Raw genomic sequence first — 13,209 nt, forward strand, 5'->3', positions numbered from 1 at the left:
TTGGTGAAAGCACTTTGATTAAATTCTCACTTATCAAACCAGACTTAGGTTTAGCATTGTGCTAGACAATGTTGTAGTTATAATCAACTCAAAAAATATAGTTGTTAGATGTTTATTACAAGCATTGTTAATAATTTGACATATTCCAGATTAGCTGAGATGTTATCCTTCTCAATTAACCTAAATCTCCTTATGTAACATAATTACGAATGACGGATTTTTAAAGTTCGGTGTTTGTTACGGATTATCCATAGTAGAACAATTAGCAATACAAGCGCTTTAATCGTTGATGGCTCCACTACCTTTTTCACTTCCGTGGGGGTTTGAGGAGTAACATTACACGGAATCTCAATGATCTGTGTGTGATTGGAACCATTACCATTAGGGGTCAGATCGCATTCGCCTTTGTTGTTGAGAGACAAAGGTGCATTTCCTGGAGAAACAGGTGCAGGTGGTTGAGGAGATGAAGAAACAGGTGGTTGAACGGAAGAAACAGGTGGTTGAGCTGAAGAACTATCACTACCCAGTAGTAGAAGCAGAATTAAACCAAGACCCCCAACGCCGATTATTGGCCAAAGTGGAAAGGAACCAGAACTCTCTGGTACCAAGACATCTCCCGCAGAGCTAGGGAAAGCATCAAAAGCTAGTGTTTCTCCATCCAAGGCTAGTGGATTATCACTCAGCAAAGTATCACCTGCGATATTTTCTCCTAAAAGATGATTAAATTCTTCTGGAATCGCATTATTAGGCCGTCCGAGTTCCCCACCTTCTTCGGAGTATGGATAGGATAGTACTTCAAAAATCTTCTGTTGGAGTTGGTTCTGATCTCCAGAACTCAACGCATCCAAGCCTGTAGAGATTTTATCTAAATAAAAATTTGTCATCTCTGGCGACAGACCTAGAGACTGAATCTGCTCTTGAATGTTAGAAATTTTTGAGGCTTCTTCAAACAGCAGTCGTCCGTATGACAATTTCAGGTCTAGTAATCCACTACGAAGGCTAACAGAGTCATTGACTCCTGAGTATGGTGCCCAGTAGAACTGCTTGGTTACAAGTCCGAGTCCTTCTACTGGATTGCGACCAAAACTTTGTCCAAGAAGATATTGAGATCCATCCATGATTGCGGGAGATGCGTTTCTCCAAAATGAGGCGTAAGGCACTGTAGAGAGATTGGGATTGTTACCGTAAAAGCTAGCAAAATTCTGAAAGTTTTTCTCCCCACCGGCTGCTCGGATCAGAAGGTTTTGATAACTAGTCCCATTATTTAACTCTACTAATTGTTGGATTACCGATCCTGTCTTATTACAAGTCAGACCAAATCCCACATCACATCCAGGAATGACTCGCATCTGGCTCAAATTCTGGTTATTAATTTGGTACTGGAGATACTCAGACTCCAGTCCTTGTTGGATACCATAGCGTCCAATATTTAGCTGTGCAAAAGCAGACTGACACGTAGTGAGTATTACTGCAACAGATGAAAATGCGATCGCTGCAAAGCGAACTACCTTCGGCATCGCAATTCTTTGAACAATTGATTTAGGCAAGATGCACCTCTACTAAACGACAACAATTTAATTGGGGATTGGTCATTGATCATTTGTCATTGGACATGGGGCTTTGAAAAAGAAGAGGCAGGAGGCAGAAGTTCTTTAATTTTGAATTTTGAATTTTGAATTTTGAATTGATTTGTCCCCCTTGTCTCCCTTATCTTCCCCTGCTCCCCAGTTCAACTCTTAGCCAAATAAATGTTGATCGTGATTCCTGTACCTTTGAGATTTCCTGATGAGAGTGTGTGATACAAGACTATCGCCCGGTTTGGTTGGTCAAAAAGATACCCACGACGTGTAGGTTTGATCTTCCCTTCCTTGACTAAGGAAACGAAGGCTTGTAGATATCTACGTATACCTTGACGATTCTCTTTAGTAGTATTCGTATGATGCTCAATCAGCATCATAAAGAAGTTCAAGCTACGATTTTCCTGCCCTTGAATCAGACTGCCCTCATCTAGGAAAGAACTTGCTATCAGCCTGCTATTAACTTGTTTGACCTTAAATAAAGTAAAATAACGTCCCTCTTTTTTAGGATCGTTGGCATAACAGACCCAGGAACCCTCTTTATTTTGTGTAAAACCTTGTTCAGCAAGGTAAGACAGTAAAGAATTACTTGCTTTAGTTTGTGGTGGAGGTAATAAATCTTCAATAGGATCTAAAGAGCAAATCCTCTGTGTTGTTTTTTGTGGATAAACAGCAGGAGTCTGTTGGGTATTGACGCGAAAGGGCTTGTCATCAGACATTTGTGTTGTTTTCCGTGGATAAATAGCAGGAGTCTGCTGGGTATTGATGCCAAAAGGCTTGTCATCAGACATTGCCATGCTAGACATTGCAGCCAACGCAGATACTTGGAGAACGATTGCTCCAAACAAACGAACTATGATATTCATGTTTTTCCTGTTACTCTTACTGACTTTGTGAATAATCGAATTTTTCACTAGATCGAGATTGATCTAGCAGTCCTAAATTATTTGTTAAATTTAAGTGTTTGCCTAATTTGAGCGAGCGTAGCTTAAGTTTTCACTAATCAAATAGGACTTTTATATAGATAACTAATCACAAAGAGAACCAATGTCTAAATAAAACACACAATGTGAATGTATTATTGACAATACAAATTGGGCTTTTTGATATTTTTACATATACAAAAAACTATTGACATTGTGTCAAAACTTTTCTATTTACTCTTGTCTAGGTTTTTGCCATTCTAAGAGGGTTTTATGTCTTTTTTGCTGGCTATGATGATTTCGAAAAAAGAGCCTTAGCTAGCTCTTTAGTACCTTATATAAGCAGATTCTCAAAAGCTCTGTGCTTTGTACATTAAGGCTTTTGTTTATTTCCTGGGTAGGTTGAATAATTTTTTGTTTTTTGAAGGTAGCATACCTAATTAGCTGTTTCAGCATGGTAAAAATTGATGTATAAAATAATATCTCCTTGACAGTAAAATAATATTACCATGAGCTTGAGACACGCAACAGTATTGTGGACAGTTGTCAAAGTTGTACACTGGGAATCGTAACTACCTCTTCATTAAATTTCATAGCAAATAACTCAGAGGCAAGCTTAATCTATTTATACACCATAAATATTAAGTTCTTAAATATTATTAGTATATAAACAACCAAGCTATGTCTTAAATATAACTTTTTTAAAATTATATACGTATAAATAATAAGTTGCGATCGCTAACCCAAGTTTTTAATTATCCCACCAGGCGATGTCTATGATGGGCTACGCCTATCCACCAAACACAATTAATTTTAAATTACAAGTATAAAATTTGCGATTTATCACGCTCTTGCTGTTGTTGCCACAGACTTTATAAGCTTGTAAGGCAGAGATTCACGACTTCATCTAAGAAGAATGGCACTAAGTTAAGACATTTTGAGCCTAGAAATAAATTTCTGGCTTAAAGCTTAAATCCGTTCAAACAAGTTAAAATTTTTGTCTTAATTAGCTGGAAGCTAATTTCTAGCTTTGAGCACGAAATTTATTTCAGCGCTTATCTTAGTGCCATTCGGCTAGAAATATAAGCCCATATATCTCAGGTTGCTTAGAAAAGAATATCGAGAAGGTTTGCTGGCTCCTACACTTCGTCGCGATCGCTGGCACGTTCAATCAGTGTGTTTGAGGATCATCCATTGAATCTACTACTTTACTATGTTGGATGGAGGCACAAAGCGCGAGAATCCCTCAAAAGCAGGATGTTTGTCAACAATCAACTATTTACAATTAACCGGGAATATAACTGAGCAAATCGGTAGTTGTGATTCAATAGCGAGTGAAGCGGGCAAAAGAGATGCTGTTGAAAACGGATTGACGATGGCAGATGTTGCCTTACAGGTAGGCTTCTCCAGCCAGAGTCATCTAACGCAGCAGTTTAAGTGATTCACCGGAATTAATCCAAAGTAGATTCGCTAACAGGATAAGAATCTGAAAGAAACCAAGCATTGGAACTCAGTACACTGCAAGTTAGGTAAGACGAGAATCTAATGCAGCTAGCACCATCAGAAAAAACACAACCGTTAATAGAACCAGGAAGGTAGCAAGATGCAAAAGATTTGCTTCGATTTAGAGATTTATTCCTATCAAATTGACTTCCTTGGTCATGTGAACAACGCCGTTTACATGCAATGGATGGAAATTGGACGAACTAAACTGCTCGAAGCAGTTGGGCTGCCGACTGACAAAATCTTCCAGCAGGGTTTTGCCCCTGTATTGGTTCAGACCAACATCACCTACAAATCTCCGCTCTATCTGGGTGACACCGTACATATAAAACTATGGCTTTCTGAACTGAGAGGTGCTTCTGCAATGATGCAATTTCGCTTTTACAATGCACAGGAAGCGCTTGTGGCTGAGGGATTCCAGAAAGGATTGTTTGTTGACAAGCAAACAATGCGTCCAAGACGACTTCGCCCAGAGGAACGTGCCTTGTTTACTCCCTATCTGCACTCAAGTGATGAAGCTCAATCTACGAATTCGCTAGTTTATGCTGAGTAATGCCATAAGCATCTGAAAGGAATCGAGTGTTGGAACTCATTACACTTCAGATTGATAAAGAATGCTAGGGAGTCATAAAGTGATGTTTTCTATTCAAAATATGTTTCATTCTTGGGAAGATTCGCGCTTAGGATTTGTAGCATAAACTGGTCGTCTAAACTTGTTCTATACGCACTAGGAAAACGCTAAACACATACACTATGTCTTCAGTACATTACATGGTTCTCTTGAAATTTAAACCAGAAGTGAGCGACACTGCGATCGTTGAGGTTCTGCAAAAAGTGGAAGAATTAAAGCAATCTATTCCTGGAATTGATTACTGTTCTAGTGGTACTTATTCCAGTCCCGAAGGGTTTAATAAAGGCTTCACACACAGCTTTCTCACGACCTTTGCTAACCCAGAAGCGCGAGATCACTATTTACCCCATCCTGACCACGAAAGCGTTAAGAATGATTTGTTTGCCATCATTGAAGACTACTGAGTGAAACTAACCTTACGCTATTCTGGGCTGACCGTTAGACGCTGACAGTCCCCTATTTATCGGTAGGTTTACGCCAGTTACGAATTATCTCAGTTGAATGGAAACAGATCAACGAAGCGTTCGCCACAGTCGAGGCGATGCGCGCCTTGTCACCACTCATTCAATGCAAAAACATCTACCATGACTCATTTTGGTATTATCTGCCCTCCAGCAACAGGTCATCTCAATCCGTTGACAGCCTTGGGTCGCGAACTGCAAAGCCGGGGACATCAAGTCAGCGTCGTGGGCGTTCTGGATGCTGAGAAAAAAGCAGATTCCGCAGGACTGGAGTTTTGCGCCTTTGCCGAATCAGAATTTCCACGGGGAACGATGGCGCAAGTGTTTGAGGAACGGGGAAAATTAAGCGGATTAGCGGCACTGCAACACGCCATACAGTCAATCCAAAGAACGACCGCGATTGTGCTGCAACACGCCCCAAAAGCCGTTCAAGTGGATGCAATCGACACATTACTGGTAGACCAACTTTCACCTGCCGGGGGAACGATCGCAGACTATTTAGATATTCCCTTTATCAGCGTGTCTGCTGCTCTCACAAGCAACGAAGATGTCAGCGTTCCTCCTTATAATACGCCTTGGAATTATAGTTCCGCTGGATGGGCAAAAATTCGTAACCGCATCGGCTATCAGCTGTTACATCGGATTAGAAAGCCAATTGACGAAACGATCAATGAATACCGCCGCGAATGGCATTTACCCCCACACCACAGCCCAGATGATGCTTATTCACAACTCGCTCAACTATGTCAACAGCCTGCTGAGTTTGAATTTCCACGAGAAACCCTGCCGAAGTGTTTTCACTTCACGGGTGCATACCATAATCTAGCCTCTAGAGAATCGGTTGATTTCCCGTTTGCAAAGCTAACTGGGCAACCGCTGATTTATGCGTCACTGGGAACGTTGTCAAATCGTTTGATGCAAGTCTTTGAAACTATTGCAGAAGCCTGTATGGGATTGAATGCTCAATTAGTCATTTCCCTGGGTCGGGAAACCAGTCAAGCCTCTGTGCCAAAGTTTCCGGGTTCACCCCTAGTTGTCGGACAAGCCCCTCAACTCGAATTACTTCAACGAGCGAGTCTTACGATTACCCATGCGGGGTTAAACACGGCTTTAGAGTCAATTAGTCATGGTGTGCCAATGGTAGCGATTCCGATTACGAATGATCAACCCGGCGTCGCGGCACGAATTGCGTGGACAGGTTGCGGAAAGAGGTTTAAGCTGTCAGGCTTGAATGTTGCTAAACTGCGAAGCGCGGTCGAGCGAGTTTTAACGCAAGATTCTTACCGCAATCACGCAACTCGATTGCAAACAGCGAATCAGCAAGCAGGGGGAGTCGTTCGTGCAGCGGATATTATTGAACGGGTTATGTCTACAGGGAAGCCCGTTGTGAATGAGCAAGTAATTCGATAATTGCACCAGATCATCTGCTCATTCACAATCACGCGGAATCACTATTTAGATTATATAACTATCACAAGAGGTAACTGTTTAACCTACAAATGTTTCAGCTTTTCTTAGTGCCATTCTGCCAAAGCCTTTGTTCTACTGCCAAGACGTTGGGTTGTTGAGCGCAGTAAGGGGAGAGTTTAATTGGTGTCGCTGATTAAGTAAAGACTATGAGATTTTACCGCAGACCCATGAAACATTTGTACAAGTCGCAATGATTCGGTTAATGCTGAGAGACTGGCTTGATTAGTTTAATACTTTCCAAACATCCTCTAATACCAATTCAAAAAATGTCTGCAACACATAGGGCATCTAAAATAAAATCATAGCCTTAACATTTCAATAATGTTGAGGCTATCGGTATGACAAGCAGCAAATTCTGTCAATAATTGTTGATAAACAGAACTTACACATTGACAGCTAAGACAAAAATTGCGTAAGTTCTAAATTAATTAATTCAATTTAATTTATTACAAAGCACTGCGGCTAGTTAATGCGTTCCACAAGAAGACTGCAATAATTGCACCAAGAACTGCCACTGCAACACCGGGAATACTCAAAGAGGGAGCCGCTAGAGCAAAGCTTCCTGTACTGAAGAATACACCCAAACTACCACCAATAAAAGCACCAACGATTCCTAATAAAATTGTTGCTAAAATTCCGCCGCCTTGATGACCGGGGTAGATAGCCTTTGCGATCGCACCAGCAATTAGACCTAAAACAATCCAAGCAAGAATATTCATTGTTTTTATTTGATAAACGTTTTTTAGTAACAAATACACAATAGCAATCTAAATATTGATCTTCAATCTACCAACAGAAGCAATGATCGATAGCCTTGAGGATGAACGCTATTACTTCTGATGATGAACTCCCTTAATTAAAGATGGATAATAAAAAAAGCTCCTAGTAGGTCTAAAACTAGGAGCTAGTAAATTCATTGCTTGATAATAGCAGTATATGCATTTTTAATGAGTGTTCTCATCTACTTGAAGAATTAAGCTCAGGTTTGAAAGCAAATACTTTTGTATGTTCGCACTTAAGTTTACTCAACTTGTAGAACTCTGGTGCTGTAAGAGGTTTGCCCTTAAAAATTTGCGTAGCATTTGTAGTAAAGGGCAATTACCTGTACTTGCATTAATGTTAAACAATAAAACCAACTGCTTTACCAATTTATCGTTCTTGCATTTCTTGCTGACGCATGGGCATAGCGTCAATTTGCTTAAAAATTGCTGTCGCTTGCACTGGTGTAGTTTCTTGGCGCTTAACACCACCATCTTTACCAATCAAAATGACACGAAAGTTTTCTCGCTCAACCCCAAAACGATTTCGCAAATTGGCAACAGAAGATTCATCTATTAGCTGTCCGTTGGCATAGCTTTTATCTGTTGCCAAAACTTGAACTAGAACTAAATCTCGGTCTTTAAAACCATTTTTGTGCTGGTTAAATACCTGCATTTGTTGCTGATAATTATGGTTATCAACAGACGGTGCAAAGACAAGCAGCACTCGGTTTTGCCATTTTTGGGAACTGAGATTAAATGAAGACATTTTGACAGTATGGGTTGAAGCTTGAACAGTAGCAATGCTGACGGGCAATAGGGCTATAGACGTAGTGAGAGTTAGGGCGATTAATACTGAGTTATTCACTTTAGCGATTGTTAAGCTCATAATATAGACTATGACATGAACGAGGTTTAATGAAATGTCAGAAGCTTTTCCAGACTTTTATCAACTACCACAGTGGCATCAATGTATTGAAATGGCTAACCGCAATAACATTTTCTATCATTGTCATAGTTGTAGCTATGAATGGGTGGACTCTGTGATTGATGCAGTCTGTTGTAAATGTGGCAGCAAAGATATTGAACATATCTCGTGCTGGCAGTTTCCAGATGATTGAATGAGTGTCCAGATATGTAGCTGATAAAATAGCGATCGCTACTTTTGACATTTTCTCTGAGAATTCTGGGTGATTACTTTGTTAAGCTGCGGTAATATCTGCTTGTACATCGAAAGCGGAATTTTTAAAAATACTCCAGCACTCAGATGAATCAACGGTTGATAGCACTCATGTCAGGATAGCGTTCACCAGCTGCCACATTTTTTGGTGCAACTGTTTCAAGTCGATTTAAATCTTGTTCACTCAAGATAATTTCGGTAGCTGCAATATTTTCTTCCAAGTAAGTACGGCGTTTTGTACCAGGTATTGGGACAATATCTTCTCCTTGAGCAAGTAGCCATGCTAAAGCAAGCTGACTAGAAGTTACTCCTTTTTCGCTGGCGATCGCTTTGACTTGCTCTACTAATTGCAGGTTTTTATAAAAATTCTCTCCTTGAAAGCGAGGAGAATTTCTTCGATAGTCATCAGGTGCAAGATCGTCAGGGGTAGTGATCGCACCTGATAAAAACCCTCTTCCTAATGGGCTATAGGGAACAAACCCAATTCCTAATTCTCGCACGGTAGGTAAAATTTCATCCTCTGGCTCTCGACTCCAAAGAGAGTATTCTGTTTGCAGTGCAGTAATCGGGTGAACTGCTACAGCCCGTCGAATTGTCGCCGGAGCAGCTTCTGAAAGCCCCAAATAACGCACTTTTCCCAGCTTGACTAACTCTGCCATTGCCCCGACAGTATCTTCAATGGGGACAGTTGGATCTACTCGATGTTGATAATAGAGGTCAATCACTTCCACTCCCAGACGTTTTAGCGAGTCATTGCAAGCTTGATGGACATATTCTGGTCTACCATCAATTCCTTTAAAACCACCATCTTCTGTACGGACATTGCCAAATTTAGTTGCTAAAACTACTCGATCTCGGCGATCTTTAATTGCTCTGCCTACTAGTTGCTCGTTGGTAAACGGTCCATACATATCAGCAGTATCGAGAAAATTCACTCCAAGTTCTAATGCTCGATGAATTGTCGCGATCGCCTCAATTTCATCACGACCGCTATAGAACTCAGACATTCCCATACAACCAAGTCCAATAGTTGAAACTTCTAGCCCTTGTTTGCCTAGCTTTCTGCTTCTCATAAAATAATCTCCTACTTAGTAATTGGTCTTAGAATATTACGCCTTTCAGCATTATCCCTTTCCCTTTTTTCAAGTCATCTATTATTAGAAGTATTTACACTGATATAAGTATGTTGATTTGCTGGTACTTCACATTTATTTTACCAGCCGTATTAAGACAGCTTTCTAGTATAGGCACTTTTACTATGGGTTTTCTAGTAAATTACTAGCCAGTTGTAACGAAGCGATGACCAAACGCTATAAATTGGCTGCTGAGTTATTTTACAGCGTTGGGTCAACAACTGGCGATTTGTGGTTGTTCTGTTCTGTTGATATCTTATTTAAACCGTAAAATACAAAGTTGTGATGCCAAATTGCCAGAACTTTTTAACCTGGCATTGTCACTTCAACTTTTTCTTAGAGGAGAAAGTGGATAGAGTTGACAGCAGTTTGGTTAAATACCTCCACCAATTCAAGAGACAACTTTTAGCAAAAGTTCGTTAAGCACCCACAATAATGGTCGGTTGTTACATACACTAGTCTGATTGTTATTCGTCAGAATGTAGTGGTGCAATCTATTGCACTCTTACAAAAGCTAAATACAGAGGTAAAATATGTTTCCTTTTTGGGGTAATCCATGTTACGGAAGCGAACCTATTTCGCACAAAACTAGCTTAGAGCGGAAATTAAAATTCTTGATTTGGATGCGAGATGATTTAGAGTCCAAACTGGCTGGTCTTAATGCTTCTATTGATACTATTCGTCAGCAAATAGAACGTTCAGACTCACCTACTTAGAACTATAACTGATACAGCAATTCATCTCATCACCTGCTTATCCGGTAGGTGATGAGATGAATTGCAAGTGAGTTGACGACTATTAAGGTGATTTCTGATAAAAAAAGCTATGTTGACGAGTTTCGACTTCTCTACGAGACGCTACACGAACGCTCAACTATCGATCACTCAGTTGGTTGAGCAAAGTCGAAACCAACGGCTATTACCGCAAGGCAGAAGTCAAAAGGAGCCAGTGCGTTGGGGAGACAGCGCCGTGGTGAGGCAACGCGGTCTTGGGGGTTTCCCCCATGAGCGATTGCCGAAAGGGTTTCCCGACTTGAGGCGACTGTCGTCGGCTCTGCCGACTTGTTCGCTCTTAGCGTTCCCGCAGGGTAGCAACTGGCGTTCAAAAGCCAAAAGTCACGCATAATTGTATTCCAAGCTCTTGGGCCACTTGCAATGGTATGTTTATTTGCGCCATGTTGTACTAAATAACAAACTACGAGTCACCAAACGCCGCCCCAAAGCTTACCCTTTTATGACCAAACCCAGGCACGCATTATACTCTTCAATTGCAGACTGTTTAAACCACAGGCTTTTCGGCTTTTCAAGCGTGCCATTCACTTGGGACACCTTGCTACGGCACTGATACTTCGCTGCCGTCTGGGTTGCTCTGGAATGTCCAGGTACCACTCGATCGGAAGGTCGAACCTGTGCCAAAGGTGTCCTCCATGTACTGCATGTAAGTGACTAAGCCATTCTTCACCTTTGCCAGGATAGAGAAGGGAGAGATGAACGTTTTATCGAGTTTCACCGAATGGACGGTGAAGCTGCCAAAGACAGCGACGTTCTCACCTTCGCCAAATATCTGCTGGATATCAAACTCCTCGATAGTCCAAAAGGTGTTGACATCCTGGAAAGTTTTGAGGATGGCGGCTTGGCCATCTTTGTGCGTGCCTGCCCAAGGCATAAGCTTTTTCAGGTCGGGATTATCGTAGCTGAGCGATACGTAGATGGCATCGGGGGAGACAAGTCGGTTGACGACCTCAGGGTTGGTGGGGTCTTTGAGAAGGGCTTGAACGATTTCTACAGGTGTACTAGACATACGTGTTCCGATAAGGCTGCTTATGCAAACCCGATAGTCGGGTTTGATGGTTGTGAGGCTTATTTAAGAAAGACTCAAGATTTGGCTCCAAGCTCAACTATTGGGCAGAAACGCCAACACTGGGGATCACTCCTGAGTTGAAAGCGATATGTTTGTACTCCAGAAATTCATCGATCGCCGTCAGACCATTCAGCCTGCCGTTGCCGCTGCGCTTAAATCCGCCTTCCTCAAACTCGTCCCAAACGATCGCCCAATTGTTGATCCAGATCGTGCCTGCATCTATCTCGCGGGCAACGCGCAATGGGCGGTCAACATCGCGAGTCCAAATGCTCGCGGCCAAGCCATACTCGCTATCGTTTGCTAGCTGCACCGCTTCTGCCTCAGTATCGAAGATTTGCATCGTTAGGACTGGACCGAAGACCTCTTCTTGAACGATCGTCATTTTTGGATCGGTCACTTCCAGCAGAGTCGGACGGTAAAATGCACCACTGGCGAGTGGACCTTCTATAATTGGGCCGCCGCGTACAAGCACCTTAGCGCCTGCTGCGATCGCCTCCTCCACCATCTTGTCAACACGAGCGACGTTCGACTTATCAATGAGAGGTCCCATATCACTTGAGGGATCGGACGCAGGTCCTGTCTTAACGTTCTCTAATCGCTGGGCGATCAGCGTGCGAAAGCGATCAGCAACACCACGCTGTAGCAATAGCCGGGAACCCGTCATGCAGAATTGACCTGCAAAAGTCGTGAGTGCCTTCTCAACTTTGGGTGCAGCCGCCTCCAGATCGGCATCCTCGAAGATAATCATCGGCGTCTTACCACCGAGTTCAGTTTGAAACAGCTTGAGCGTCGCTGCCCCTGTTGCAGAAATTGCTTTCCCGGTCTTTGTGCTTCCTGTAAAGCTAATCACTCGAACATCCTTTGACTCCATCAGAAAAGATGATCCGCCTCTGCCTTTGCTTTCACTAAAGACATTAATCACGCCCTTCGGTAAATCGGCAGCTTCAGCGAGGGTTTTACTAAACAGATAGTTGATCTGTGCTGTATTACCCGGCAATTTAATAACAGTTGTAACACCAGCAGCGAGAGCAGGTGCCAGAGATCGCACAGTCAGGACAAGCGGTGAGTTAAACGGTGCGACGATTCCAGCAACTCCGATTGGAGATCGAGTCACAAACGAAAGGCGTCCGGGTTGGACTTCCATCGCCCGTCCATAATCCGTCAGCACAACTGATGCCCAGTATCGAAATTTGCTGGGAATCATATCGACTTCAAATGCTGCTTCGTCATGGACTTTGCCGTTTTCAAGCGAGAGAATCGCGATCAGTTCATCTCTGTGGGCTTCAAAGCGATCGGCAATTTGATTCAACACTCGTGCACGAAGTGCCCGATTTTCCTTCCAGTCTAATTCTCGGAACGCTCGCACCGCAGCATTAACCCCCTGAACTGCCTCGTCACGCCCACCATCTGCATAAGTTCCAATCACCTTGCCTGTAGCTGGATCAATGCTATCAGTATGCTTTTTTGAATCAATCCACTCGCCATCAATCCAGTTCAGTGCGGGTGTTCCTAGTTCAATGTTTGGTGCTGAGGATTTCTTATCTGTCGTTACTGCCATAATAGCCGCTCCTTACTTTTGTGCATAACTAAGTTTCTACTCATAGTCGAAGCTCAACGTACTTTTGTTCGATTAGCGGGTAATGTTCAGCCTTGATTGGTTGTGTTGCAGAAATTTTCAAGTGATAAACGAACGGGTCTCGTTCGCATTTTTTA

Annotated in this window: 14 protein-coding genes; 6 read left to right on the forward strand and 8 right to left on the reverse strand. The window is 42.3% G+C overall.

Translation table 11 applies throughout. The features are described from left to right. Nucleotides 1–203 precede the first annotated feature (203 nt). Nucleotides 204–1,547, reverse strand: coding sequence for a hypothetical protein (locus V7K56_RS25010; RefSeq protein WP_334914656.1), 1,344 nt, complete (start codon nucleotides 1,545–1,547; stop codon nucleotides 204–206). 182 nt (nucleotides 1,548–1,729) lie between these two features. Continuing rightward, nucleotides 1,730–2,443, reverse strand: a complete 714-nt coding sequence (locus V7K56_RS25015) for a hypothetical protein (protein ID WP_334914658.1) — start codon at nucleotides 2,441–2,443, stop codon at nucleotides 1,730–1,732. Nucleotides 2,444–3,761: 1,318 nt separating this feature from the next. Here V7K56_RS25015 and V7K56_RS25020 point away from each other — a divergent pair. The 4 genes from V7K56_RS25020 to V7K56_RS25035 all read left to right on the forward strand — a co-directional run bounded on the left by V7K56_RS25020 (nucleotide 3,762) and on the right by V7K56_RS25035 (nucleotide 6,505). After that, the gene (locus V7K56_RS25020; protein WP_334914660.1) at nucleotides 3,762–3,941 is read left to right on the forward strand and encodes an AraC family transcriptional regulator; all 180 of its coding nucleotides are present in this window, start codon (nucleotides 3,762–3,764) and stop codon (nucleotides 3,939–3,941) included. 162 nt (nucleotides 3,942–4,103) lie between these two features. After that, complete coding sequence (locus tag V7K56_RS25025; RefSeq protein WP_334914662.1) at nucleotides 4,104–4,556, forward strand: acyl-CoA thioesterase; 453 nt, start codon at nucleotides 4,104–4,106, stop codon at nucleotides 4,554–4,556. Nucleotides 4,557–4,756: 200 nt separating this feature from the next. Continuing rightward, nucleotides 4,757–5,038, forward strand: a complete 282-nt coding sequence (locus V7K56_RS25030; RefSeq protein ID WP_334914665.1) for a Dabb family protein — start codon at nucleotides 4,757–4,759, stop codon at nucleotides 5,036–5,038. Nucleotides 5,039–5,218: 180 nt separating this feature from the next. Next, on the forward strand, nucleotides 5,219–6,505 hold the full coding sequence (locus V7K56_RS25035) for a glycosyltransferase (protein ID WP_334914667.1): 1,287 nt from the start codon (nucleotides 5,219–5,221) through the stop codon (nucleotides 6,503–6,505). Nucleotides 6,506–7,011: 506 nt separating this feature from the next. On the opposite strand, the gene V7K56_RS25040 is transcribed toward V7K56_RS25035, so the two are convergent. Together V7K56_RS25040 and V7K56_RS25045 are read right to left on the reverse strand one after the other, a co-directional pair. Then, the gene (locus V7K56_RS25040) at nucleotides 7,012–7,284 is read right to left on the reverse strand and encodes a GlsB/YeaQ/YmgE family stress response membrane protein (RefSeq protein WP_334914669.1); all 273 of its coding nucleotides are present in this window, start codon (nucleotides 7,282–7,284) and stop codon (nucleotides 7,012–7,014) included. 430 nt (nucleotides 7,285–7,714) lie between these two features. Then, nucleotides 7,715–8,212: a DUF4174 domain-containing protein gene (locus V7K56_RS25045; protein WP_334914671.1), complete on the reverse strand. Its 498-nt coding sequence runs from the start codon at nucleotides 8,210–8,212 to the stop codon at nucleotides 7,715–7,717. 34 nt (nucleotides 8,213–8,246) lie between these two features. On the opposite strand from V7K56_RS25045, the gene V7K56_RS25050 reads away from it, so the two are divergent. Then, nucleotides 8,247–8,444, forward strand: a complete 198-nt coding sequence (locus tag V7K56_RS25050) for a hypothetical protein (RefSeq protein WP_334914673.1) — start codon at nucleotides 8,247–8,249, stop codon at nucleotides 8,442–8,444. 151 nt (nucleotides 8,445–8,595) lie between these two features. On the opposite strand, the gene V7K56_RS25055 is transcribed toward V7K56_RS25050, so the two are convergent. After that, nucleotides 8,596–9,576 carry an aldo/keto reductase gene (locus V7K56_RS25055; RefSeq protein ID WP_334914676.1) on the reverse strand — a complete coding sequence of 327 codons (981 nt, stop codon included), beginning with the start codon at nucleotides 9,574–9,576 and terminating at the stop codon, nucleotides 8,596–8,598. 593 nt (nucleotides 9,577–10,169) lie between these two features. Here V7K56_RS25055 and V7K56_RS25060 point away from each other — a divergent pair. Beyond that, nucleotides 10,170–10,352 (forward strand): hypothetical protein, encoded by a 183-nt coding sequence (locus V7K56_RS25060; protein ID WP_334914678.1) that lies wholly within the window; start codon nucleotides 10,170–10,172, stop codon nucleotides 10,350–10,352. 164 nt (nucleotides 10,353–10,516) lie between these two features. Here the strand turns inward: V7K56_RS25060 and V7K56_RS25065 are convergent, their stop codons facing one another. The 3 genes from V7K56_RS25065 to V7K56_RS25075 form a co-directional block, all read right to left on the reverse strand. Further along, the gene (locus tag V7K56_RS25065; protein ID WP_334914680.1) at nucleotides 10,517–10,759 is read right to left on the reverse strand and encodes a hypothetical protein; all 243 of its coding nucleotides are present in this window, start codon (nucleotides 10,757–10,759) and stop codon (nucleotides 10,517–10,519) included. Nucleotides 10,760–10,968: 209 nt separating this feature from the next. Next, nucleotides 10,969–11,436, reverse strand: a complete 468-nt coding sequence (locus V7K56_RS25070; RefSeq protein WP_334914682.1) for a nuclear transport factor 2 family protein — start codon at nucleotides 11,434–11,436, stop codon at nucleotides 10,969–10,971. Between the two features lie 97 nt (nucleotides 11,437–11,533). Beyond that, nucleotides 11,534–13,054: an aldehyde dehydrogenase family protein gene (locus V7K56_RS25075; RefSeq protein WP_334914684.1), complete on the reverse strand. Its 1,521-nt coding sequence runs from the start codon at nucleotides 13,052–13,054 to the stop codon at nucleotides 11,534–11,536. Nucleotides 13,055–13,209: the final 155 nt, after the last annotated feature.

The sequence above is a fragment of the Nostoc sp. genome (assembly GCF_036917535.1).
Lineage (GTDB): Bacteria > Cyanobacteriota > Cyanobacteriia > Cyanobacteriales > Nostocaceae > Nostoc.

Excerpts from the sequence above, each read along its gene's own strand:
- V7K56_RS25015 (WP_334914658.1), bottom strand. The coding sequence starts at position 2,443 with ATGAATATCATAGTTCGTTTGTTTGGAGCAATCGTTCTCCAAGTATCT.
- V7K56_RS25025 (WP_334914662.1), top strand. The coding sequence starts at position 4,104 with ATGCAAAAGATTTGCTTCGATTTAGAGATTTATTCCTATCAAATTGAC.
- V7K56_RS25030 (WP_334914665.1), top strand. The coding sequence starts at position 4,757 with ATGTCTTCAGTACATTACATGGTTCTCTTGAAATTTAAACCAGAAGTG.
- V7K56_RS25035 (WP_334914667.1), top strand. The coding sequence starts at position 5,219 with ATGACTCATTTTGGTATTATCTGCCCTCCAGCAACAGGTCATCTCAAT.
- V7K56_RS25040 (WP_334914669.1), bottom strand. The coding sequence starts at position 7,284 with ATGAATATTCTTGCTTGGATTGTTTTAGGTCTAATTGCTGGTGCGATC.
- V7K56_RS25045 (WP_334914671.1), bottom strand. The coding sequence starts at position 8,212 with ATGAGCTTAACAATCGCTAAAGTGAATAACTCAGTATTAATCGCCCTA.
- V7K56_RS25050 (WP_334914673.1), top strand. The coding sequence starts at position 8,247 with ATGTCAGAAGCTTTTCCAGACTTTTATCAACTACCACAGTGGCATCAA.
- V7K56_RS25055 (WP_334914676.1), bottom strand. The coding sequence starts at position 9,576 with ATGAGAAGCAGAAAGCTAGGCAAACAAGGGCTAGAAGTTTCAACTATT.
- V7K56_RS25060 (WP_334914678.1), top strand. The coding sequence starts at position 10,170 with ATGTTTCCTTTTTGGGGTAATCCATGTTACGGAAGCGAACCTATTTCG.
- V7K56_RS25065 (WP_334914680.1), bottom strand. The coding sequence starts at position 10,759 with ATGCGTGACTTTTGGCTTTTGAACGCCAGTTGCTACCCTGCGGGAACG.
- V7K56_RS25070 (WP_334914682.1), bottom strand. The coding sequence starts at position 11,436 with ATGTCTAGTACACCTGTAGAAATCGTTCAAGCCCTTCTCAAAGACCCC.
- V7K56_RS25075 (WP_334914684.1), bottom strand. The coding sequence starts at position 13,054 with ATGGCAGTAACGACAGATAAGAAATCCTCAGCACCAAACATTGAACTA.